Consider the following 23,682-nt stretch of genomic DNA (forward strand, 5'->3'; position numbering starts at 1 on the left):
GCCTATTTAAGTGATGTTCTGAAAAGGTTGCCGACACATAAAGTGACCCAAATAGAAGAATTACTGCCACACCGCTGGAAATCCAACTCAAATTAAAAAATAGGCATGGGGTTCAGCGGACGCTTACTTATAAAACAGAGAATACTCAAGTTTGTCGTAGCGGATATATATCAAAAGATATGTTTAAATACATTATTGATAAATTATTGCCTAACTCAAAAAGACTTTTTAACCTAAAGATGGATTGTCATGACTTACGAATGGTAAGAATGATATGTATTTTGGGATATCGTTGTGGTCTGAGAATAAGTGAAATTTTAGGGCTTAAACTAAGTGACTTAACGACGTTAAGCTTAGAAAAACATGAAAATAATTCTAATAAAATTGAATATTGGTTATTTGATGAAAAAATAGAGTTTTTGAAAATACAAATTAGAAATAATTATGATCGACAGCTTAAAACTAGAAATGCACAACGTGCTTTGTGTTTAAGTGAATTACTGACTGAAGAAGAATTGCTAGAATTTTGTCATCTGCTCAAAATGATAGTTATAAATAAAAAAGAAAATCGTATTTGTTTAGGTGCTAACCGGTTCATCTTTGAAAAAAATGGTGCTGGACTTATTAAAGCAAGTTCAGTTAGACAAGTATTCAAATGTTGTTTGGATTTAATTTTTGGTGATGAACAATATAATTTCTCTTTTCATACATTGAGACACAGTGCAGCGAATAATCTTGCTATTGTGTTGAAGGGTAGTGATCAACTCAGAATAGCTTGGACAGATTATTCAGATAATCATGTTAAAAATATTCGAAACTATATTTTAGCTGAATCGACTTCTTTGGAAGATAGAGCCGATGTTTGGAAACATTTGGCTTATATGTTAGGTCATTCATCGATAGAAATGACAGCAAACCACTATTTGCATGTTGGAATGATTTTGTATGCCGATGCATGTAATCGACAAGAAAATTACATACCTAGAAAGTTGTTACAGCATTTGCTACCTAAGCATACTAAAGCGGGAGTAGGTCGTAGTAAAAAGTTTATTATTGATATTAATATTTTGAATTACAGAAAAATATTATGTGATTATTTGAGAAATAGGGTAGGTTATAAAAATGAATTGACCCCTGATTATAAAATGAATGGTCACCAGTCACACTTTTTGGGAGGGGATCATACATTGAGCTTAGACCAAGATGTTTTTTTAGAAGAGCTAAATACAATACAAAATCCTATAGTTTTTAGTTCAGACTCCGAACTAAGAAAATTTTTTTTAGAATATATAGAATTGATATATAGCAATCGGTATTACACCCAAAAACGTGGGAATCATAAAAGATCCTCTGAAGAATTATTGGAGTTTCTTGCAGAATATGCTCAGCATGATAATTATCAAGCAATGCGTTTGATAAAACAGGCTTATGGTAAAGCTCAAGATCAAATAAGATTTCAGGATCAACTGACTCGGTTATCAAATCTTTTTCTCGATCATGTTTTGATTGTAGATGCTAAAATTAAATTTTATATTAGAGATGAAATAAGTTATGCAAATTATTTGGAGTTTTTAGTAAATCTAAAGGCAATTGTAGGTAATGATTTTTTTCGCAATATCTATTATAGAGAGCATGAATGGGAAGAATTTAGTAAAGTGATGAAGATTCGGAAAAATAAAAAATATGAAGTACTAGTTTTAAAGAATATTAATCCTAAAGCTAAGTATATGCAGATATTGATTTCTATTCTTTTTTATAGTTTGTCTTTGAAGATTGTAAATAAACATTTAGATACAGTTACTTAAGCTGCATATTGAGCAAGTATTTTTATATGTTGTACTTTAAATAAAAGTATTTATACGTGCGTTAAATAATTTAACAGGTTTAAGAGTGCGATTTCAAAAAATGGAGGCGGACTAAATGAAGCATACGTATATAGATGTAGATCATTGTATTCAAGAAGCTTTACAAGGGAATATTGTCCACTTAAACGATAATTTATATTTTTTAAGTGCTGAAACAGCCTTACAGCAAGTCCTTATACCTGAGCATGTTTGCTGTACAGCACCATACTGGATCATTGGATATGAGTTGCCTAAACCGATTCAAAATAAACAGGAATTAGAGTCATTATTTGCATGGCATAACTTTTTTGTTAAATTTGCTAGCAATGCTGATGAATTTAAAGATTTCAATCCTAGAGATGAGTGATTAACCCTTATAGTGTCTCATCCATTCTAGTTTTTAAATTTATTAGTGCGAGCACGTGATAACTTCAGTATCAACTGGATATAAAAGGATTATTTGTGAGTAGAAGTATAAAAAGGCAACTCAGTTTCTTTTTAATCGTACTTTGCGGATTCATTACATATAATTATATTGCTACTCGTCAAGCGGAAAATATGGAATTGAATTCCAACGTTCAAGAGCGTGAGCGAGCATTTATGCTAAAACGAGCTGAATACATAAAAAATCACGGTGCGACCAGTATGCTGAGCAAGAGATTCATCAAGAATTGGCATTCAAAAGTGGGCATGCTTTAATGAATAGTTCGTCTTCGTATCAGAGTGTTGAAAAGCAAGAACTAGAGCAATCTGTAAAGTGAGGTAAATATTATGGTAGAGCGGATTGTTTCTAGAGAGAGCGCAAATAACAGTTGGGTCCGTAGTAAAAAATCAGCAAGATGAAATTCAGAGGGTCTTAAGGAAGTCCTCAACTGAGATTTCCTGTTCTACATAGAAAACACCATTTTGGTCTGCTTTCATTTTTTTAATAGAATTACCTTGGAGTTTGTTGATCTCGAGCAGATCTTTAAGTATTTGATCTGCAATTTTATTCTTCCAATCATTTTCTGGATCTAAAGAAATCGACATGAGTTTCTCCTAGTTCGGATGTGGTATAAATTTCATTATCAGTATCACAGAAAATTTGAAATAAATTGATGTGGTGGAAAAAGTGGCCAAATATAGGTATGAACATTTAAATGTGGATAATGAGCTTTATTTATAGGCAAGCTTTTGTAGTTCATCTCTATGTTGATGAATTATACGTTTTAAATGATGTGATACAATACGTTGCGTCGCTTGGTTGTTTTCAAATACCATAGGTATAACCTCAATAATTGGGCGTGATCTTTGTTCAATATTTTTAAAATCGATTAGTCTTCTCATTTTTCCATAAAATTTTAATGGTGTTATGTAATTTTATACTAATTAGAACCATGAGCTAAAGTTTAAAAGTCCTAATTGTACTATTGAGTATCAAAAAACCATGTGACATCACTTATTTTAGGTTTTGAAGGGACTGATGCTTCATCATTAATATTGCAGACAATTTTAAAATCGAGTTATCTGACGCTTTAAAAAGGTTTCAGAAAAATATATCTATTTAAACTTCGATAATCAAATTTTCTCTAAACCCATTTTTACCTTGCTCTGGCAGATAACCCAAAGGATTGATCACTAATCTACATCCGTCGACTACAGTATCCACTGATGTATGCGTATGTCCTGCAATCCATAACCTAAAGCCTTTTATATCTAGGTCATTAATAAAATAGGGATTGAGGGCTGATGCAACAGGATGCGTACCCCAATATGGATCAAGACAAGCTAAATGAGGCGGGAAGTGCGTAATGACAATCACATTATCTTGATCCTTAAATTGCATAATATTTTGATGATATTTTTTAAATAGTTCAATGTAGTCATTAGCAGTTATTGTTCGATGATCACTGCCAATCATGATTTGATCAAAATCATAAATCGATTGTTCAGCATCTTCTTTAAATTTTTGCAGATCGTTAGATGTTTTACGAGTTGAGTTGGAACGAAAGTTCGTAAACAATGTACCGCCAACAAATATTTTATCCTGTATCTTGATATGGTTGTCATCAAACAGAGCATTTTGAGGATAGTTTTCTTTTAAGAAATCCACGACTAAATCGTAGTTTGAGCAGTAATAATCATGATTACCCAAAACAAAGATAAATTTTTTATCCATCGTTTTACATTTTTCGGCAAACTCAATTGCACCACTTAAGCGATTAGAAAAATCGCCAGCGTGAATAATGACGTCAGCTTCATCTGATAATGAATATTTCGAATTGTGAGTATCCGATAAAATTTGCAGTTTCAATACACTTCCTTAATTAAACCGAATTACTAAATTTATAGAGTTTCGTAGCTAATTACTTTATACATCAACTAAATATTGTAGAAATTACACATATTAATCTGTATGGATAAGCTTTTAAAAATATTAGTTAATTATTTTTAAAGTCGATCGATTGTTTTTTGATCATTTAATTTGACCAATTGATTTTATGTACATAAGATAAAGATGTTGCAGCAAAATCTGTAATCAGGCGTAGGAAACCTGCATTTTCATAGGTAAGGAGCTATTTGTTATAAAAAGCTAATAGCTTCTTATAGGCTTTATTTTGCCCAAAATTATGGTGGGCTAAATAGGTGGCTTTACAGCCGGCCATCCCTATGAATGGTTTTCCTAAACTTATTTAGCTCGCCACCATTTCGCCGTAGGAAAGTGAAATGAATGGCCAAATAATCATAGGTGCAAAATGAGCCACACTACTATAAATACATCTTGAAGGTCTCCTCGGTCTACTGCGTATTTTCATGCAGTAGATCATTTCAACTTCACATCAAATTTATCTAACAAAATACGTGACTGGGAGATCTGTCATGGGAACAACTACGATTTTAAAAAATGTATTAGACCGCAAACCAATGGTCGCTTTTCCAACTCAATATGCTCTTAAACCTAGGCATTTTGAGGTAAAAATAAAAGATTTAGAAAATAGTCAAATTATTGAACAGCTGTATAAAGCAGATAATCAACGTTCTACAGAGTACTGGCGTCTGGAAGAAATTGTTGAGTTTATGCAGGAATGTATGTCCAATCCTAATACTTGGCTCACAGTGCTATATTGGATGGATGAAAATGGGAATATTTATGTAATTGATGGTGGGCATAGAGTTTCACTTCTCGTTGCATGGATTAAACGTTATTTTGCTGATGAGCAAGTTATTAGTGCCCCAAACTTTAATGATCAGCAAAAAGCTGATTTACGATATATTCGGGATAGAATAAAAGAATGCTCTGACTTTCAAAAAATAATGACTGATCCTAGTTTGATTAAAATAAAAGAAAATATCGAGAAGCTCAGTATTCGATTTATGCATGTAGTGGGTTCACCTGAAGATGCAAGAAAAGCATTTGAGTCCATTAATTCTAAATCAAAGCGTTTAGATCGTTGGGAAGAGGCCCATTTAAAAAATAGGGGAAGAGATACTTTCTATGCAATTTATGCATGCTGCTATCTGAGTGATAATAGAGCGAATTTAATTGATCTGGGTGAAAATGAAATTAACCGCATCATTGTTTTAGGCGAAAAAATTCATAATTTATTGTTTAGAAATATTTTACTAGATACAGACCTAACTCATGGTAAGCGGATTGGATTGGTCACAGAGCTACTTAATATCATATCTAACGATTCAGATATGGATTCAGATGAATCGGATGGCCAGGCTTTAAGAGTGTACGAAAGATTATCGGAGCTCTATACAATTCTATTTAGAATTGCCAAACCAGAGGGTGATAACCGAAATGTCAGTTTAGGTTTACATCCTCAATTATATTTCTTTAAAGATGGTCGTTTTCAAATCACATCGTTTTTGGCGTGGTTTGCAATTATTGCAGAATTACACAATGAAAATAAACTTCAGTATTTTACGAGTGTACGTAAAAGTGTAGAGACTTTAATTGCTAATTTTCCAATAGCAACTACAGAGACTGTTGGTAAATTTGGCAGTGGAATTAAAGGTTATGATCGACTACAAATCGTCTATAAAGCATTTATCAAAATTAGTTCTAAAGTTGACATTGATTTTGATGATGAATTAAACCTGAATACAATCATCTTGGCTTTGTCTAAATCATTTGATTATTTAAATTTTAATGAACACCTAGAAGCAGGCTTTCATGGGATCAGGGATGAACAGGCGATTAAAGATATTGTTGCCTACGTGCAAAAATTAAAACCAGATGAAAGACCAAAATCACATAAATTTTCATTAACAACCAAGACGATTCTTCGACAAAAATTTAATATTCATAATCAGAATTTTTGTCGTATATGTGACGGTCTTTTACATTCTTCTTCGACAGAAGTTGATCATCGTATTGCGATGTCATTGGGGGGAGAGGGTCATATAGATAATGCAGTTTTATTGCACCCTTACTGTAATCGTTTAAAATCGGATCGAACTGAGGAAGAAGCACGAGCAGCCTTGTTTGGTGCTTAGATTTTACTATAAAAGCACATCAAATTATGGTGTGCTTTTTTTATGAAAAAAATACATCAATAGCCTACGTTAATTTTTAAGTTGTTTAAATAATATAGTCGATTCTGATATGGTAATAGAATCAAATTTTTATTATTTTAAACGTATGAAAAAAATAGATTATTACAATCAGTTTGCGGATGAGTTTGCTCTAGCCACGTTGTATGTGGATATGGAAAGTATATACCAACCATTTTTAGCTGAGTTGCCCAATTCTGCATGGATTTTGGATTTAGGTTGTGGCTCAGGGCGTGACACTTTGGCTTTTAAAAATAAAGGTTATCAAGTAGGTGCCATAGACTATTCTGAAGTATTAGTCGAACGAGCGACTCAACTTACTGGTATCGCTGTTCAGCAGCAAAGTTTTTATGAGCTTGATATGCACGATGTTTATGATGGGGTATGGGCATGTGCCTCTTTACTACATTGTGCTCGTAATAGACTCCCTAATGTTTTAAAACGTATTCATGCTGCATTACGCCGTGGCGGTGTGTGCTATATGTCTTTTAAATATGGAACAGCAGATAGAGAAAAAGGCGGTAGGGCGTTTACTGACTTAAATGAAGAGCAGGCTCAGGAATTGTTAGACCAGTTGAATGGGGTTAGGGTATTAAAACAGTGGATTACAGTAGATCAGCGACCTGATCGACAAGAAAAATGGCTGAATGTACTTTGGAAAAAACATGCCTGACTTTATTCCTACTGCACAAGAACAACTTAAATTTCTAAAAAATATTCAGCTGATTTTACAGTCGGGTAGTTTTAGTAGCACCTATAAATTTGCATTGCTGATTAGCCTAAGCCGATTAGCTATTGAAAAAGGTGAAGATTCAGGTGAGAGTCTATCACTCGAATATACGGATATCGCTGAGAAGTTTATCGAGCTGTATTGGAAGCAAGCGGTACCCTATACCTTTAATGATGAAGGGCAGCTGATTTTAAATCAGAACAATGGTAAACAAGCTGCCATTGTGAATCGCATTATACAGCTTCGGCAAAGCTACTCTTCTTTGGGGTTATTAAGACGAGATTCATTGGTGTGGTTGAAGCTAGTTAAAGATGTCGCTCGCACTGTAAAAGACATGCCAGTCCGCTACTTGCAAAATATCAATGGTCAAAATTTTGAGTTTTTATATCAGCTTGATCGGTGTGGAAAGCAGCTCATCCTTTTGCCTCAAGTCATGTTTTGCTTACGACAGTTCAGTGAAATCATCGAAGAGCTTTGCCAGAAACGTTGGATTGACTATATCCGTAAGAACAGCAGCAATGCACCTATTTTGAATCAGTTGCCGAATCTTGAACAATTCATGTTTGAGCCGAGTCGGAACCAATTAAATGCTGTGGCTAATGTGTTGGTCGAGCTACAGGACTGTAAATGCTTCTACTGCAATAAACCGATGCGCAATGGCAATTACGCCGTTGATCATTTCATTCCATGGTCTATGTATCCCTCAGATACAGGTCATAACTTCGTGTTGGCAGATTCAAGCTGTAATTCTAAGAAAAGTAATCTACTCGCATCTGATGAGTTTTTGCATAAATGGCAGGAGCGAAATGAAGAGCAGAATTTGATTATTGTGGATCGGATATCAGTGCTCGGTTTTTTGACGGATAAAGAGCGGTCGCATAAGGTGGCTGAGTGGGCTTATGCACAGGGAAAAGAAAATAATTATTTGATGTGGACGGGTTAAATTTATAAGGAAGTGAAATGGCACGTTATCAATATGCAAAAAATGAACATGGTGAAATTGTCAAAGCAGTTGATTTAGTCGGACAAGAAGAAAAATCTGAATACATTTGCCTGGGCTGTGACAATCCTTTAATTGCTAAGGTGAATGGCAAAATCAAGAAACCTCATTTTGCCCATAAAACTGTACTAGAGTGCAATGGTGAAACTTACTTACACCGTTTGGGTAAACGTGCTTTTTTTGAAACATATCAAAAATGTTTAGCTGAAAATGAACCATTTTACATTACTTTTCATGTGCCTAAGAAATGCCAAAAATTTAAAAGAACCATTCGAAAACATTGTGATCTTGGTTATACAGAGAAATGCTTTGATCTCACAAATTATTTTTCACAAATACAAGTTGAAAAAAGGCACGATCAGTTTATTCCAGACCTATTGTTAACCCGTCAAAATAATGCCGAAGATTGTATTTATATTGAAATTGCTGTGACTCATTTTTTGAGTGAGAAAAAAGAAAGCTCAGGCAAACGAATTATTGAAATACCATTAGATTGCGAAGAGGATGTCGAAAAAATATATAGGGCAGATTTGAAGCCAAGCGATGCTCTCTTTTTGGGATTCAATCAAGAAAGTGCTCCCATAGTTGATGCTGATTGTAAATGTATGCACAAACGGTATTTTTTATTTCTTGTTTGGGATTCAGGTAAGGCTTGGCTAGGTTTGGAATATTTAGCAGATATAAAAGCTAAGTTATCGAAGTATCAAGATAAAATTGAATATAGCAATATTATTGAAACTGATTTAGAATTTGAGAACTCAAATGTACTGATGGGTTATGCACATGGGGATATGTTTATTTCACAGTTAAAACTTGCGGTTGAAAAGAAAGTACCTGTGAAAAGTTGTTTCTTGTGTAAATATAGTGGGGATAATTATAACTATACAGAAGGTTTACCTATCTATTGCAAAGCAAAAAAGAAAGCATGTAATTCAAATCAGGCTGCGGAATGTGATTGGTATCGTTTGGCTTGATATAAAAATAGGTAAAGTGATATTTGTTTAATTTTTATCCTGAATTGTTGGGTTTCCGGCAAAATCAAAAAAATACTTCTTCCATAATGAATCTATCAGCTCGAAGTGAAGCTGAATTTACATGAATGCAGGAGAAACATAATGAGTAAAGCTGGCTGGCCAAGTACAACAGGGAATCCTTCAGGCGGTGGTCGTGATAATAATCCACCACGGAAGTAAGGAGTTTTTTAGATGAGTCTTCATATCCAGATTTCAGGATTAAATGGTCAAGGACTGTATAGCCCGAACTCAATTAATGAAATGGAAACGCTAATAGGAGGCAAAGTTGTTCTTTTGAAAGAACCAAAGCCTCAGTTAGGGCTTGGTGGAATAGTGAATGTTTTTAGAACAGCAAAAGTGCTTAATATACATTTAGATATAGGTGATAAAGATGACACGTGGGGATTCTTAATAATTCCAGATGAAACGCTACGTGTAAACGGAATTAAGTCATTTGAGCGAGAAGCTTTATGGCAGATTAGAAGGTCGTATACGGATTATCCGTTATGGTCTAAAGAGGATTATGACGATACAGTAAAATTTTTTACTGAGTTGACAAATGAGGCGGGGTGGCCAAGTAAAACAGGCAACCCCTCTGGCTCAGGTCGCTACAATAATGTCTAAGTGATCTTCGCTATATCATTAAATTGGCTAGGCCACTGAAAAGTGGCCTTTTTGCCATTGGGTGCATAAAACATTTTCCATAAATCCATAAACTCACGGGAAGCGCTAAGTCCCTGTAAAACCTCAGGAGAATTTGTTTTCTGTGCTTCGTAGACTAGGAATTGGAAGTAGTAGATGAGCCACAGTGCGTTCATATCGTTGAAGGCTACGAAATCCTCATCGTTGATGGTTCGTGAAAGTAGAAAACGAGCATTCGATTCTGCAACTTTTTCATAGTTTTCATCGCTAAAGAAATCACTCATATCAGAAGCTAATTTAAAAAATAGATCAATATCGGTTAAGTAGCAAAAGCGATCCTCAGCTCTCATTTTCTTAATCAGTTGACGTATTTGTTTTATATTTGGATGGTCTTCATGTTCATCTATGTGATCTTGATTTTCAAACAATGTATTGAGGGGATAACTTTCTAGTGAGCTGATTGATGGCACTTTGTCTAAAGGCTTTTTAAATGATAGTGAAGTCACTAAATAAACTAGAAATTCTGAAAAACTATTTGATGGGCTATAAGGCTTTTTTTTGTTTTTAAATCGAAATTTAAATAACTGAGTAAAGCACAATGGTTCAAATTTACTGTCTAAGGTGATGATCGTATCAAGATGAATTAAGAGCTGGATAACGAGACAGGAGGGCTGTTTCATTTGCTCAAGGGATAGATGTACTTGGTTATGTCCTGTGACAACAATGCTCTGAATAAATTGATGCAACTCAGCAATACTTTGCTCTGAAAAACCAGTCAGTTCCGCTTGGTCGAATAGCGCAACATGCTTATTCCAATTTTGATACATCTCATTTTGCAAAGGGTAGAGCGATAGGCATTTCAAAATATACGCAAATGTGATCTGGATATTTTCACCCTGATCAACCACTTGACTGGAGTTGCTATCTAAAATATCTAACCCAAGAGCTTCACAAAGCATGCCCTTTAATTCAAAAGGTGCAAGTTCTTCATTAATCTGACTTGCTTTTTTAACCAGTTGTTCTAAATTTCCTTCAAGCTGTCTATCAAACTTATTGAGTATTGAATAATAAAACTGTGTTAAATCCACAAGATATCCTTTATTTTCTGGAAATTTTATGAGACAAGATTTGGTGTATAAGCCTAAAGAATCCACTATATAGTCTGCCGAATTACTTGAAAATAGTGTTAAATACAAACTTTAAAAATAATGTTTTATTTGGGTTCCTATGGATCATTCAGTACATAACAAATTGGTTTCATTTATCTGGTCTATCGCTGATGATTGTCTTCGAGATGTCTATGTACGTGGTAAATATCGTGATGTGATTTTGCCGATGGTGGTATTACGCCGTCTGGATACTTTATTGGAGCCGACCAAAGATGCAGTACTCGAAGAAGTCCGCTACCAACAAGTCGAAATGGAACTCACCGAGTTTGATGATGAGCCACTTAAAGAAGCATCAGGCTATGTATTCTATAACACCTCTAAATGGACATTACGTTCGCTGTATACCGCGGCATCAAACAACCCTGAAATTTTATTGGCGAACTTTGAAGAATATTTAGAAGGTTTTAGCGACAACGTTAAAGAAATTATTCAGTGCTTTAACCTTTACGCTCAAATTCGTCATATGTCGCATAAAAATGTGCTGTTAGATGTGGTTGAAAAGTTTTTATCACCATACATCAACTTAACTCCTGAAGATGCAGTTGACCCAGATGGCTACCGTTTACCTGCATTGACTAACTTAGGTATGGGTTATGTCTTTGAAGAATTAATTCGTAAATTTAACGAAGAAAATAACGAAGAGGCGGGTGAGCACTTTACCCCACGTGAAGTGATTGAGTTAATGACGCATTTTGTCTTTGACCCAATTCAGGAAAAATTACCTTTAACCATCACTGTCTATGACCCTGCATGCGGTTCAGGTGGGATGTTGACCGAAGCGCAGAACTTTATTGAAGAGCGTTATAGCGTTGAAAATGGCAACCGTGATGTACTTTTGTATGGTAAAGAGATCAATGACGAGACGTATGCAATCTGTAAGTCAGACATGATGATTAAGGGCAATAACCCTGAAAATATTCGTGTAGGTTCAACACTGACAACAGATGAGTTTGTCGGCACTAAGTTTGACTTCATGCTGTCAAACCCACCGTATGGTAAGAGCTGGGCATCTGAGCAAAAGTACATTAAAGATGGTTCAGATGTGGTTGATCCACGTTTTATCGTGAAGTTAAAAGACTATTGGGGCAATGAAGAAAATTGTGATGCAACACCACGTTCAAGCGATGGTCAGCTTCTATTCCTCATGGAAATGGTCAATAAGATGAAATCACCTGAGCATAACGGCATTGGTGGTCGTATTGCCTCAGTTCATAATGGTTCAAGCTTATTTACAGGTGATGCAGGTGGCGGTGAAAGTAATATTCGTCGTTATATCATCGAAAATGATTTACTGAATGCAATTGTGCAGTTGCCAAACAACTTGTTCTATAACACTGGTATTACGACATATATTTGGTTGTTGTCGAATAACAAGCCAGTACAGCGCAAAGGCAAAGTACAACTGATTGATGCAAGTTTGATGTTTCGCAAGTTGCGTAAAAACTTAGGCAATAAAAACTGTGAGTTTGCCCCTGAGCATATTGCGGAAATTATGCAGACTTATCTTGCAGGTCAAGACGTAGAGCGTCAGCTTGATGATCAAAATGATCCTTTCGGCATCGCAAGCAAGGTGTTTGATAACCAAGATTTTGGTTATTACAAAGTCAATATTGAGCGTCCAGACCGCCGTAGAGCACAGTTTAGTGCAGAGCGTTTACAAGGTTTACGTTTTGATAAGTCTTTGTCTGAGCCGATGGAATATATGTATAGCACCTATGGTGATGACATCTATACCGAAGCGAAGCTTAATGATGTGAAAAAAGAAGTATTGGCATGGTGTGAAGCGCAAGAGATTACGCTGAACAATAAAGCCCAAGCCAAGCTGTTTGATGTGAAGCATTGGAATGCTTTAAAAACAGCGTTGGACAATGCGTTAAGCATCATGCAACAGGTAGGCACGGATGAGTTTTCCGACTTTAACGTGTTTAAGAAAAAAGTCGATGAAGCAATCAAAGCGTTAAAGATGAAGCTATCGAATTCTGAAAAGAATAACATTTTAAATGCGGTAAGTTGGTATGACGAAAACGCAAAAAAAGTGGTGAAAAAAGTCGTGAAGTTAAATGACGCTGAGCTTGCCAATTTGCTTGCACATTTAGGTTGTACAGAAGCTGATTTGGCTGACTTTGGCTACTATGCAACAGCGAAGAAAGGCGAGTTCACAACCTATGAAAGCAATAGCGACTTACGTGATAGTGAATCTGTACCATTAAAACAGCAGATTCATCAGTATTTCTTAGATGAAGTGAAACCGCATGTGGCTGAAGCATGGATTAATCTTGATTCTGTGAAGATTGGTTATGAAATTAGCTTTAATAAGTACTTCTACCAGCATAAGCCGTTGCGTTCTTTAGAAGATGTGGCTCAGGATATTTTAAGTCTTGAGAAGCAAGCCGATGGTTTGATTGCACAGATTTTGGGTCTTTAAGGAGAAGCATGATGTTTGAAAAATATGATGCTTACAAAGATTCGGGTGTAGATTGGATTGGGAGTATTCCAAGTCATTGGTACATCAAAAAGGCTAAATTTCTATTTGTTGAAAGTGATGAAAGATCAAATACAGGAAGTGAGGAGCTTTTATCAGTTTCTCATATGACAGGTGTTACACCGAGAGCTGAAAAAAACGTTTCAATGTTTATGGCTGAAGACTATTCAGGTTCTAAATTATGTAAAAGAGATGATTTAGTCATGAATATTATGTGGGCATGGATGGGAGCATTAGGTGTATCAGCATATGAGGGTATTGTCAGCCCATCTTACGGTGTATACAGACAAAAAAATCCAAAATCATTTAATAGTAAGTATTTAGAATACTTATTAAAAAGTACCAAATATATTGAATACTATAATCAGGTTTCAACTGGTTTACATTCTTCAAGATTAAGATTCTATGGGCATATGTTTTTAAATATGAAGTTAGGTTTTCCTGATCTAAATGAGCAGGACAATATTATAGGTTTCTTGAATAAAAAAACTACTGAAATTGACCAAGCTATTTCGATTAAAGAACAGCAAATAGCCTTACTTAATGAGCGTAAGCAAATTGTCATTCAACAAGCTGTGACTCAAGGTTTAGATCCAAATGTGCCAATGAAAGATTCAGATGTGGAATGGATTGGTCTAATTCCTGAGCATTGGGAACTGAAAAAGATCAAGCATGTAACTTCAAAAATTGGTAGTGGAGTAACCCCATCAGGCGGAGGAGCTACTTATTTAGATGAAGGTATCCCTTTACTTCGTAGTCAGAATATCCATTTTGATCGCATAGACTTAAATGATGTAGCAAGAATTTCTGAAAAAGTTCATCACAGTATGTCAAATAGTAAAGTCCGTAAAAATGATGTTTTATTAAATATTACGGGTGGTTCTATTGGTAGATGTTATTTTGTTGAAACGTCAGATGAAATGAATGTTAATCAACATGTTTGTATTTTGCGACCAAAGAAAAATATCACTTCAATTTTCTTAAATGCTGTTCTTGCATCTGAAGTTGGTCAAGGACAAATTTGGTATTTCCAGCAAGGTGGCGGACGTGAGGGATTAAATTTCCAAGCTCTTAAAAACTTTGATATAGCTCTACCACCAATAGGGGAGCAAATTCTTATTTCTAAAAAGGTTGAAGAAATTTATCAACAGTTTGGGAATGTGAATGCACATATTCAAATGCAAATCGAAAAGCTAAAAGAATATAAAACCACACTCATTAATGACGCTGTGACAGGCAAAATTAAAGTGGCATAAAAAATAAAACCTAGCGAACTTTGGTTGGCTAGGTTTTTTAATATTTCGGGGGGAATATGAGCTTATATACAGTAGACACAACCAATAAAAAACTGAAACCATTAGACGGTACGAAACTCAGCGAACAACAGTTGACAGAGCGTTATGACTTGCAAGAATGGTTAGTCAGCCATCCTGAAGCATTGGGCGAAGAACTACTGATTATCCAAAAAGAATTTGATGGCTTTGATGGCACAGGCGAACGCTTAGACCTGTTGGCCTTAGACACCAAAGGACAATTGGTACTGATTGAAAACAAACGTGATGACAGTGGACGTGATGCCGTATGGCAGGCACTCAAGTATGCGTCTTATGTTGCGCCGTTTACCGCAAAAGATATTATTAACGTTTATGCCAATTACCTAAGTAAGTACAGACCAATTGATCCTGATCTAGATGCTGATGCTTATGAGCCTGAACATGTTCATCATACAGCACGTGTATTGATTGAAAAATTCTTAGGTGAAAACGCTGATATAGATTGGATGAGTAAGCTGAATCCCAAAGCCACGCAACGCATCATTCTCGTTGCAGGTGAATTTAGAAAAGAAGTCACCAATACTGCGCTTTGGTTAATTGAGCGCGAGATTGATGTTAAATGTGTAAAGATTTCGCCATATATATTGAATAGTCAGTTATTGGTCGATATTCAGCAAATTATTCCTGTACCAGAAGCATCAGAATATATGGTGCGTTTAAGCCGTAAAGATGCGGAAATCAAAGTCATTAAAGAAAGAGAAAGTTCACTTGGACAATTGAGAATAGCCTATTGGACACAGTTGTTAGAGGATTTTCAAAATCGGAACTTTGACCTTTTCCGCAATGTAAATCCAGTTGGTGCAGGATGGCGTAGTGCAGGTACAACAATTGCACAGTGTAACTACAACTTGATTTTCGCCCAAAAAGAACTCCGTGTAGAACTTGAGTTTGCAACAAGCAATATCGAAAAAAATAAAAAGCTCTTTGATTTCTTCTATGCACGTAAAGCAGAAATTGAGCAAAGTTGTGGTCTACAGTTAGATTGGCGTAGATCAGAAGATCAAAAATTATCAAAGATTGTGGTTGTTAACGCCGTAGAGGGTTATAACAAAGCATTTTGGCCTGAATATATTCAATGGCATTTTGAACACGTGCAAAAGTTTGAGCAGGTGTTTAAGCCGTATATGAAAGATGCGTATCAAGTAATTAAGTAAGTAAAGATTTAAAAATTGGGGGATAGGGTGAATACAGCAAATTTATTGGTACAGATTAGCCAACTTTTAGAGGATAAGCCTGACTTATCTGAAATAGCAGATGATCGATTAGGGCAACTCATTTCTTATTTAGAACAAAAAGAAAATTCATTGGAATTGAAAACCATTAATGAATTACAGAAGGCTCATTTTTTTGTTGATAGTTATCAACGAGGCTATAAATGGAAGGAACAACAGGTTACGGAATTGCTGGATGACATTGATGAGTTTGAACCAAAGCAAGAAAGTGATTTCTATTGCTTGCAACCTGTAGTTGTAAAAAGAAAGACCGAGGGAACCCAATACTATTGGGAACTCATTGACGGTCAGCAACGGATGACCACAATTTTTATTATTTTGACTTACTTAACCAATGAGCAATATTTCTCTCTTCGTTATGACACCAGAGAATCTAGTACAGAGCATTTAAATAACTTAGCTGGACTCACTGAAAATAACCTACCAACGATTGATGCTCATTACTTCTATACGGCTTATCAAGCTGTAAAAACATGGTTTGAGAAAAAGGGTACAGAATTTAACAGGGAGCATTGGAAAGATAAGCTCCTGCATCATACAAAAGTCATTTGGTACGCTGTACGTGTGGATCGAAATCAAGATTCTAAAAAGCAATCTATTGAAATCTTTAGCCGACTGAATCAGGGTAAGATTCCACTCACCGATGCAGAGCTGATAAAAGCATTATTCTTACAAAAAATTGCGAAATCTTATGGCAATGATCATCTGGCAGTGCAGAAGCAAACTGAAATGGCGAATCAATGGGATGCTATCGAGCAAGCCCTACAAAATGATGAATTTTGGGCATTCTTGAGTCCAGCACAACAAACCAATAAACACACACGTATTGAACTGATTTTTGATCTGATTGCGAATAAAAAAACGGATAGAAAAGCGTTAAAACTGAAAGAAGACCATCAAACTTTTATCTATTACGCAAATGAGTTTAAATCAACCCAAGATGTGAAAGATTTAATTGAAAAAGAGTGGCTAAAGGTTCTCACAGGATTTCAGTATTTAAATGAGTGGTATGAAAATGATCGTTTATACCATCTGATCGGCTATTTGGTAGGTCAGAAATATAAAACAATCCAAGAGATTTGGTTAGTTGCTCAGAACTGTAAACGAGATGAATTTGAAGCGAAGCTAAAAAACTTTATCCGAATTGAATTAAGCAATCTTTTTAAGAAAGATAAAAATGCTAAAGAATTAGATTTTGATTATGTATTCTATGATGCAGATGACACTTCATGTCGATCAAAAATTAAATCAATACTCGTATTATTTAATATTTTTAGATATGAGCGACACAATACACGTTTTTCCTTTAAACGCTATAACCAAGTAAAGTGGGATATTGAGCATATCCATGCCCAGCAAAGCGAGGAACTGTCCAAAAAGAATGATCAAATCAAGGTTTGGGTATCTGAACAAAAAGCATTGTTGGAGGAAATAACAGATAGTTTTTCTAAAGAGAAGCTTGGAGAAATATTAACTCAATATGAGACAGTCTCAGATCCTAAGCAAAAAGAGCATCTATATAATCAATATAATGAAACTTTAGAAACGCTGATCGGTAATTTCTCAGAAAATATTCAAACGCTTGATAATTTGTGTCTTTTACCAGAAAGTGATAATCGCTCTATAGGAAATGATCCGTTTTTTATTAAAAGAAAAAAGGTTTTACAAGCAGAGAAAGAGCTGTATGAATTAGGTAAAACCAACACATCAAACTTTATTCCTTTGGCATCACAACAGGTCTTTTCTAAATATTTTAGTGACGATGTAAACCACATGCTGAAGTGGGATACAGCAGATAGGAAAAACTATAAAAAAGCATTGTTAGACTGCTTTAAACAATATGGTATTGAATTTCACGATGAAAATGAGGGGTGATCAAAATGGCTAAATTGACATTGTGGAAAGCATTGGAACAATATCATATTGTTATTCCTACAATTCAGCGTGATTACGCACAGGGTCGAAAGAATGATCCAAAGATTACTCAAATCCGTAAAGCATTTTTGCAGGCCTTAGTACAAAGTTTGACGGAACATCACGAACTTGAACTAGATTTTGTCTATGGGTCTTTAAATCAAAAAACACTTGAATTGTTAGATGGGCAACAACGTCTAACGACTTTGTTCCTTTTACATTGTTATCTTGTGAATAAAAATAAGGCAAATATAAATGAAATTGATTTAATCAAACAACAATTACAGAAATTCAGTTATCAAACGCGCACAAGTTCTAAGCTGTTCATTTCTCAAATGATTGAGAAGTTAGTTGAAATGGAATGGGGTGGTAAACCATCCGTGGCGATTGAAAACGAAGCATGGTTTTTAGCAGTATGGCGTAAAGATCCAACCATTATTTCGATATTAACGATGTTGGATGAATTACATTCATTGCTGGGATTCAAGCATACAGATGAACTTGATGAATTATGGGTGAGATTGAGTAGTCATTCGATTTTGAATTTTTATCTGTTACCAATGAATGAATTTTCATTAACCGATGAGCTATATATCAAAATGAATGCCAGAGGTGTTCAGTTGACAGAATTTGAAAACTTTAAAGCATGGCTTCAGGGTTTTCTTGAAAATAAAATTGATACAAGTAAAGCAAATGCTTTTTTTCAGAGTATTGATACAACATGGACAGATTTAATTTGGACTACGAGTAAAGATTGGAGTAAATCTTTTGATGCGAGTTTTATCCATTTCTTTAAAATCTGTTTACTATGCGAGCATCAAAAATATTTATCGAAGAATAAAAGTGTTGGTAGCATTAACGAAGCTGACATCGAAAGTTTAGTGAGTCGTTTGAGGCTGAATTTATTTATTTCGCAAACTGAATATATAGATCTATTCTCAAATGAAGTGAGCAATACGATTGATCACATAACAGCGCTTTTAGATTTTACTGTTGTAAAGCAAAAAAGCCAAAACAATATTTTTGAAATCTTAAGTAAAGATAAGCCTTCCTATGAAGAGCAAGCAAATTTCGCAGCTGCTTATTATTTTACTAAGTATATTCAAAACATTGATCAATTTGAGGATTGGAACAGAATCAGTGGATGGTTGGTAAAAAATGCAAAAGGTTATTATAACTCTGAAAAATTGATGCTTTCGGTGCTCGAAGCGTTAGAACAATTAGCAATTTATATTGGTCATGACAGTGTCCTCAATAAAATAAGTACTTTGCACCAACATCAAAATATTATAGAGCTTTGTAGTAAGACTGCTTTTGAGAAATCACATATTGAACATGAAATTGAGAAAGCCAAACTCATACTTCAAAATCCAGCTTGGAAAGAATTATTAAAGAAATATGAAGAGCATAACTATTTCTATGGTCGCGTTGACTTTATACTTGACTATGCAAAGGCAGATGATGGCATCATTTGTAGTGATAAGTTTACTTATTATGCTGAAATTGCGGCACAGTTATTTACAGATGAATTTATAAAAGACAAGGAATATCGACTACATCGGTGTTTTTTAAGTCTAGGAAACTATTGTGTAAAATACGGAATAAATTTAAGCTTTTGTTCAGACTCATACAATTCCTATCGTGATAGAGCTGAAAATTGGCGGGCTGTATTTGATAAAAATAGAGTGTCTGAAGAAAATAAAGAACCACAACTTAAAATATTATTTGATTTGTTAGATGATGATGTAAGTTTTACGAAACTTGAAAGTATTAGAAATGAAAAGTTAGCTCAAATCTATGATTGGAGAAGATATTTTATCCTTAATGACAGAATATTTAGCTATTGCTCATATGCTCTGATTAGAAAGGAAAGCAATGATCTTATTTATCTTTTAAAAACTTCCGTGCTTAGAGGGAAACACGCTGAACTAAGAAGTTATTTTTTATATTTCACCTTGCTTTCCTCAGAATACGGTTTAGCAAAAACAGATATTGATTATGTATCTGTTTCCAACAGAGAGACAATGCCAAGTTTAAGGGTTAAAAATAAGCTTCGAATCACGTTTAAGAATGGTGAATTTATCAATGAAATAATTGAGAAAAATTTAGAAGATGGTGAGTTTTTTAGATCAATAACCAGTGAAGAAATGTACGAGTTTAAAAATATCATCAAAGCACAACAGCAAGTAATAGATGAAATTAAACATCCAGAAAGAGAAGAGGTTGCTTAATGGTCAGTTTAACAAATGAACGTGCTTTAGAAATGGCAATTGAAAAAGCCCTGACTGGAACATGCCTTGAAAATATCAAAGCAGGTTTAACCGACATTGCTCAACCTCATCATGGCTTTGTATCAGGTTCACCTGCAAATTTTGACATGCTGTATGCCTTAGATACTCAATATTTTTGGCAGTTTTTAGAACAAACACAAGCTGATGAACTGGCAAAGATTCAAAAATTTAATCCACACGATTGGCAACGTAAAATCTATGAACGCTTTGATCGAATGATCCGTAAGCATGGGGTAATTCATCTACTGAAAAAAGGTCTCGCCGTAGACCAAGCACATTTTCAGTTGATGTACCCAGCGCCGTTGGCAAGTAGTTCTCAGAAGATTAAAGACCGATTCAAGCAGAACATTTTTAGTGTAACTCGCCAATTACGTTACTCAAAAGCCAATCCACTACAAGAAATTGACATGGTGGTATTTGTAAATGGTATTCCAATTATTACTTTTGAATTAAAGAATGATTGGACAGGGCAAAATGCTCGTTATCATGGGCAGAAGCAATATAAACAAGATCGTGATATCACACAGCCCTTATTGAGCTTTGCTCGTTGTATTGTACATATGGCTGTCGATACCGATGAAGTCTATATGACCACGAAATTGGCTGGGGCGAACACCTTCTTCTTACCGTTTAACAAGGGACATAATGCAGGTGCAGGAAATCCGCCAAATGCAGAGGGGCATAAAACAGCATATCTTTGGAAGGAGCTACTTTCAAAAGAAAGTTTGGCAAATATCGTTCAGCACTTCGTACGACTAGATGGTGATGAGAAAACCTTATTAGATAAAAGGAATCTCTATTTCCCGCGTTATCATCAACTCAGTGTAGTACGCCGTCTCATTCATGATGTTTCAACATGTGGCGTAGGGCAGACATATCTTATTCAACATTCCGCAGGTTCAGGTAAGTCAAACTCGATTACATGGGCAGCATTTCAGTTGATTGAAGCCTACCCAGTAGAAAAAGACATTGCAGGAAGCCGAGGGCTAGAACATCCCTTATTTGATTCAGTGATTGTGGTGACGGATCGCCGTATTCTGGATAAACAGCTTAAAGAGAACATCAAGGAATTCTCAGAAGTTAAGAATATTATGGCACATGCCCATAAGTCTTCAGAGCTGAAATCTGCTTTAGAAAATGGCAAAAAGATTATTATTACTACGATTCAAAAATTCCCTTTTATTATTGATGGAATTGCAGACTTAAGTGAAAAGCGTTTTGCTGTGATCATTGATGAGGCGCATAGCTCTCAATCGGGTGTTGCACATGACAAAATGAATGAAGTCATGGGTAAAGGCAATGAAGACAGTGATAATGTAGATCCTCAAGACAAAATCTTAAGTGCGATGTTGGCACGTAAGATGAAAGGCAATGCATCCTATTTTGCTTTTACTGCAACGCCAAAAAACACGACTTTAGAAAAGTTTGGTGAAAAGCAAGTAGATGGTTCTTTTAAACCTTTTGATCTGTATTCGATGAAACAGGCAATCGAAGAAGGGTTTATTTTAGATGTCTTGTCAAATTACACGACATATAAGAGCTTCTATGAAATTGAGAAGTCGATTCTAGACAATCCGTTATTTGATACTAAAAAAGCGCAGAAAACCTTAAGAAGTTATGTAGAGAAAACCCAACAGACCATTGATATCAAAGCTGAAGTGATGCTGGATCATTTTATTCAGCATGTGGTAAATACCAAGAAATTAAAAGGCAAGGCCAAAGGGATGATAGTGACTCAAAATATTGAGTCTGCAATCCGTTATTACAAAGCGATTGACCGTTTGCTTGAGCAAGCAGGGTATCCATTTAAAGCCATTATTGCTTTCTCTGGTGAGAAGAAAGTAGATGGTATTGAATATTCAGAAGCGATTCTCAATGGATTCTCTGACAACGATACCAAAGATATGTTTGATCGAAGTTATGTGGGGGAAAAGAAGCCTGTAGGCGTGAATGAAGATCAGTATCGATTGCTTATTGTTGCGAACAAATACCTGACTGGTTTTGATCAGCCTAAGCTATGTACGATGTACGTTGATAAAAAGTTGGCCGATGTACTCTGCGTACAAGCGCTGTCTCGCTTAAATCGTTCTGCACCTAAATTAGGTAAGAGAACTGAAGATCTCTTTGTGCTCGATTTCTTCAATGAGATAGAAGATATCAAACAATCATTTGATCGTTTCTACACGTCGACTACGTTGTCACAAGCGACTGATATTAATGTACTCAACGAACTAAAAGATGAGTTGGATACTGTTGGAGTATATGAATCTACTGAAGTGGAAGATTTCGCTACGAAGTATTTCGATTCAGTCGATGCAGAAAAATTAAGCCCGATGATTGATATCGCCGTGGCACGTTTTGATGCTGAATTAGAACTCACTCCTGAAGATAAAGCTGATTTCAAGATCAAGGCAAAGCAATTCGTGAAGATTTATGGACAGATGGCTTCAATCTTGCCATATGAAGTTCCCGCGTGGGAAAAGTTGTATTGGTTCTTAAAGTTCTTGATTCCGAAACTCAAAATTGAAGATCCAGAAGCAGATGCTTTAGACGAGTTATTAAACTCAGTTGATTTAAACTCATATGGTTTACAGCGTAAAAAACTGAATGAACAAATTGAGTTAGATACTGAAGAGACAGTTCTAGATCCGACAAATTCGAATCCTCGTGGTGCGCATGGCGGTGAAACTGAAGAAGATCCATTAGATGAAATCATTAAAACTTTTAATGAACGCTGGTTTGGTGGTTGGGCTGCAACGCCTGAAGAGCAAAAAGTAAAATTTGTAAATATCTTAAAACAGATAAAAGAACATGCTGATTTCGAAAGTAAGTACTTAAATAATCCCGATCCGCATACCAAAGATTTGGCCTTTGATAAAATCATGAATGAAGTGATGTTACGTCAAAGAAAGATCGATATGGATATGTATAAGCATTATTCAAAAGATACTGCATTTAGAATGTCATGGAAATATAGTCTGCAACAGGGTGTTATGCGATAAGGACAATATATGTGGAATTGGATACAAGGGGGATTTTATATTTTTCTGATGGTTTTGGAACATTATCCAAAAGTATGGATAGTTCCTTGTATCTTTTTCCTATTCTGTGTTGGACTCATAGCATTGCTTAATGGGCAACTCGCGCATTATTTTGAGACACGTCATGTGAGGCAAATGTCATCTTTTTTAGATCAAGTTATTGTGAGTATTTACGATAAAATTCGTGGGAAAATGATAAGTCGCTATTTGATATTGGGGACATTAGTTTTATTTGTTATTGGATATTTGAGAGCAAGGAAGAAATGCTATTGAAGTTTTATTAAGCCAAAAAAATCTCAAAATTTGGAAGATTGGGATAAGTTTTTATTAAATATCACTTATTGTAAGCGTTCTAGATGAAGTTTGAGGTTGTTCTTATAATTTTCTGAACACTTATATATTTAAGGGTAGTTGTTTGCACGACAAAACTTGTCGTTTTTAAAGTTGG

The 23,682-nt window shown here is 35.2% G+C and carries 17 protein-coding genes; 14 read left to right on the plus strand and 3 right to left on the minus strand.

Annotated elements, in window-relative coordinates:
- From FTU42_RS12730 to FTU42_RS12740, 3 genes are all read left to right on the plus strand, one after another.
- Nucleotides 1–96: transposase domain-containing protein (locus tag FTU42_RS12730; RefSeq protein ID WP_141192730.1), on the plus strand; the 96-nt coding region annotated here is incomplete at its 5' end.
- Between the two features lie 83 nt (nt 97–179).
- On the plus strand, nt 180–1,805 hold the full coding sequence (locus tag FTU42_RS12735; RefSeq protein WP_180083488.1) for a tyrosine-type recombinase/integrase: 1,626 nt from the start codon (nt 180–182) through the stop codon (nt 1,803–1,805).
- 115 nt (nt 1,806–1,920) lie between these two features.
- Nucleotides 1,921–2,211: a hypothetical protein gene (locus FTU42_RS12740; RefSeq protein WP_125275018.1), complete on the plus strand. Its 291-nt coding sequence runs from the start codon at nt 1,921–1,923 to the stop codon at nt 2,209–2,211.
- 479 nt (nt 2,212–2,690) lie between these two features.
- Here the strand turns inward: FTU42_RS12740 and FTU42_RS12745 are convergent, their stop codons facing one another.
- Entirely contained in the window at nt 2,691–2,873 is a 183-nt protein-coding gene (locus tag FTU42_RS12745) for a hypothetical protein (RefSeq protein WP_163120790.1), read from the minus strand.
- 514 nt (nt 2,874–3,387) lie between these two features.
- Nucleotides 3,388–4,137 (minus strand): metallophosphoesterase, encoded by a 750-nt coding sequence (locus FTU42_RS12750; RefSeq protein WP_125275063.1) that lies wholly within the window; start codon nt 4,135–4,137, stop codon nt 3,388–3,390.
- A 566-nt stretch (nt 4,138–4,703) separates the two neighbouring features.
- On the opposite strand from FTU42_RS12750, the gene FTU42_RS12755 reads away from it, so the two are divergent.
- From FTU42_RS12755 to FTU42_RS12775, 5 genes are all read left to right on the plus strand, one after another.
- Nucleotides 4,704–6,329 (plus strand): HNH endonuclease, encoded by a 1,626-nt coding sequence (locus FTU42_RS12755; RefSeq protein ID WP_125275062.1) that lies wholly within the window; start codon nt 4,704–4,706, stop codon nt 6,327–6,329.
- A gap of 145 nt (nt 6,330–6,474) precedes the next feature.
- On the plus strand, nt 6,475–7,059 hold the full coding sequence (locus FTU42_RS12760; RefSeq protein WP_125275064.1) for a class I SAM-dependent methyltransferase: 585 nt from the start codon (nt 6,475–6,477) through the stop codon (nt 7,057–7,059).
- Entirely contained in the window at nt 7,052–8,059 is a 1,008-nt protein-coding gene (locus tag FTU42_RS12765) for an HNH endonuclease domain-containing protein (protein ID WP_125275061.1), read from the plus strand. Before FTU42_RS12760 ends, FTU42_RS12765 begins: the two co-directional genes overlap by 8 nt.
- Before the next feature lie 17 nt (nt 8,060–8,076).
- Complete coding sequence (locus FTU42_RS12770) at nt 8,077–9,090, plus strand: competence protein CoiA family protein (protein ID WP_125275060.1); 1,014 nt, start codon at nt 8,077–8,079, stop codon at nt 9,088–9,090.
- A gap of 231 nt (nt 9,091–9,321) precedes the next feature.
- A complete protein-coding gene (locus FTU42_RS12775; RefSeq protein WP_125275059.1) occupies nt 9,322–9,753 on the plus strand; it encodes a hypothetical protein in 432 nt (143 codons plus the stop codon).
- Here FTU42_RS12775 and FTU42_RS12780 read toward each other — a convergent pair.
- The gene (locus tag FTU42_RS12780) at nt 9,750–10,859 is read right to left on the minus strand and encodes a hypothetical protein (RefSeq protein WP_180083490.1); all 1,110 of its coding nucleotides are present in this window, start codon (nt 10,857–10,859) and stop codon (nt 9,750–9,752) included. The genes FTU42_RS12775 and FTU42_RS12780 overlap by 4 nt on opposite strands.
- A 139-nt stretch (nt 10,860–10,998) precedes the next feature.
- Here FTU42_RS12780 and FTU42_RS12785 point away from each other — a divergent pair, with 139 nt between their 5' ends.
- The 6 genes from FTU42_RS12785 to FTU42_RS12810 are packed head-to-tail and all read left to right on the plus strand — an operon-like array spanning nt 10,999 to nt 23,195.
- Nucleotides 10,999–13,365, plus strand: a complete 2,367-nt coding sequence (locus FTU42_RS12785; protein WP_180083492.1) for a class I SAM-dependent DNA methyltransferase — start codon at nt 10,999–11,001, stop codon at nt 13,363–13,365.
- An 8-nt stretch (nt 13,366–13,373) separates the two neighbouring features.
- On the plus strand, nt 13,374–14,678 hold the full coding sequence (locus FTU42_RS12790; RefSeq protein WP_218949828.1) for a restriction endonuclease subunit S: 1,305 nt from the start codon (nt 13,374–13,376) through the stop codon (nt 14,676–14,678).
- Nucleotides 14,679–14,734: 56 nt separating this feature from the next.
- The gene (locus FTU42_RS12795; protein ID WP_180083494.1) at nt 14,735–15,910 is read left to right on the plus strand and encodes a DUF4268 domain-containing protein; all 1,176 of its coding nucleotides are present in this window, start codon (nt 14,735–14,737) and stop codon (nt 15,908–15,910) included.
- 27 nt (nt 15,911–15,937) lie between these two features.
- Entirely contained in the window at nt 15,938–17,863 is a 1,926-nt protein-coding gene (locus tag FTU42_RS12800; protein ID WP_180083496.1) for a DUF262 domain-containing protein, read from the plus strand.
- Between the two features lie 5 nt (nt 17,864–17,868).
- The gene (locus FTU42_RS12805; RefSeq protein ID WP_180083497.1) at nt 17,869–20,133 is read left to right on the plus strand and encodes a DUF262 domain-containing protein; all 2,265 of its coding nucleotides are present in this window, start codon (nt 17,869–17,871) and stop codon (nt 20,131–20,133) included.
- Nucleotides 20,133–23,195 carry a type I restriction endonuclease subunit R gene (locus tag FTU42_RS12810; protein ID WP_180083500.1) on the plus strand — a complete coding sequence of 1,021 codons (3,063 nt, stop codon included), beginning with the start codon at nt 20,133–20,135 and terminating at the stop codon, nt 23,193–23,195. The genes FTU42_RS12805 and FTU42_RS12810 overlap by 1 nt, the downstream gene beginning before the upstream one ends.
- Nucleotides 23,196–23,682 lie beyond the last annotated feature (487 nt).

Source organism: Acinetobacter sp. YH12102 (assembly GCF_013419125.1).
GTDB classification, from domain to species: domain Bacteria; phylum Pseudomonadota; class Gammaproteobacteria; order Pseudomonadales; family Moraxellaceae; genus Acinetobacter; species Acinetobacter pseudolwoffii.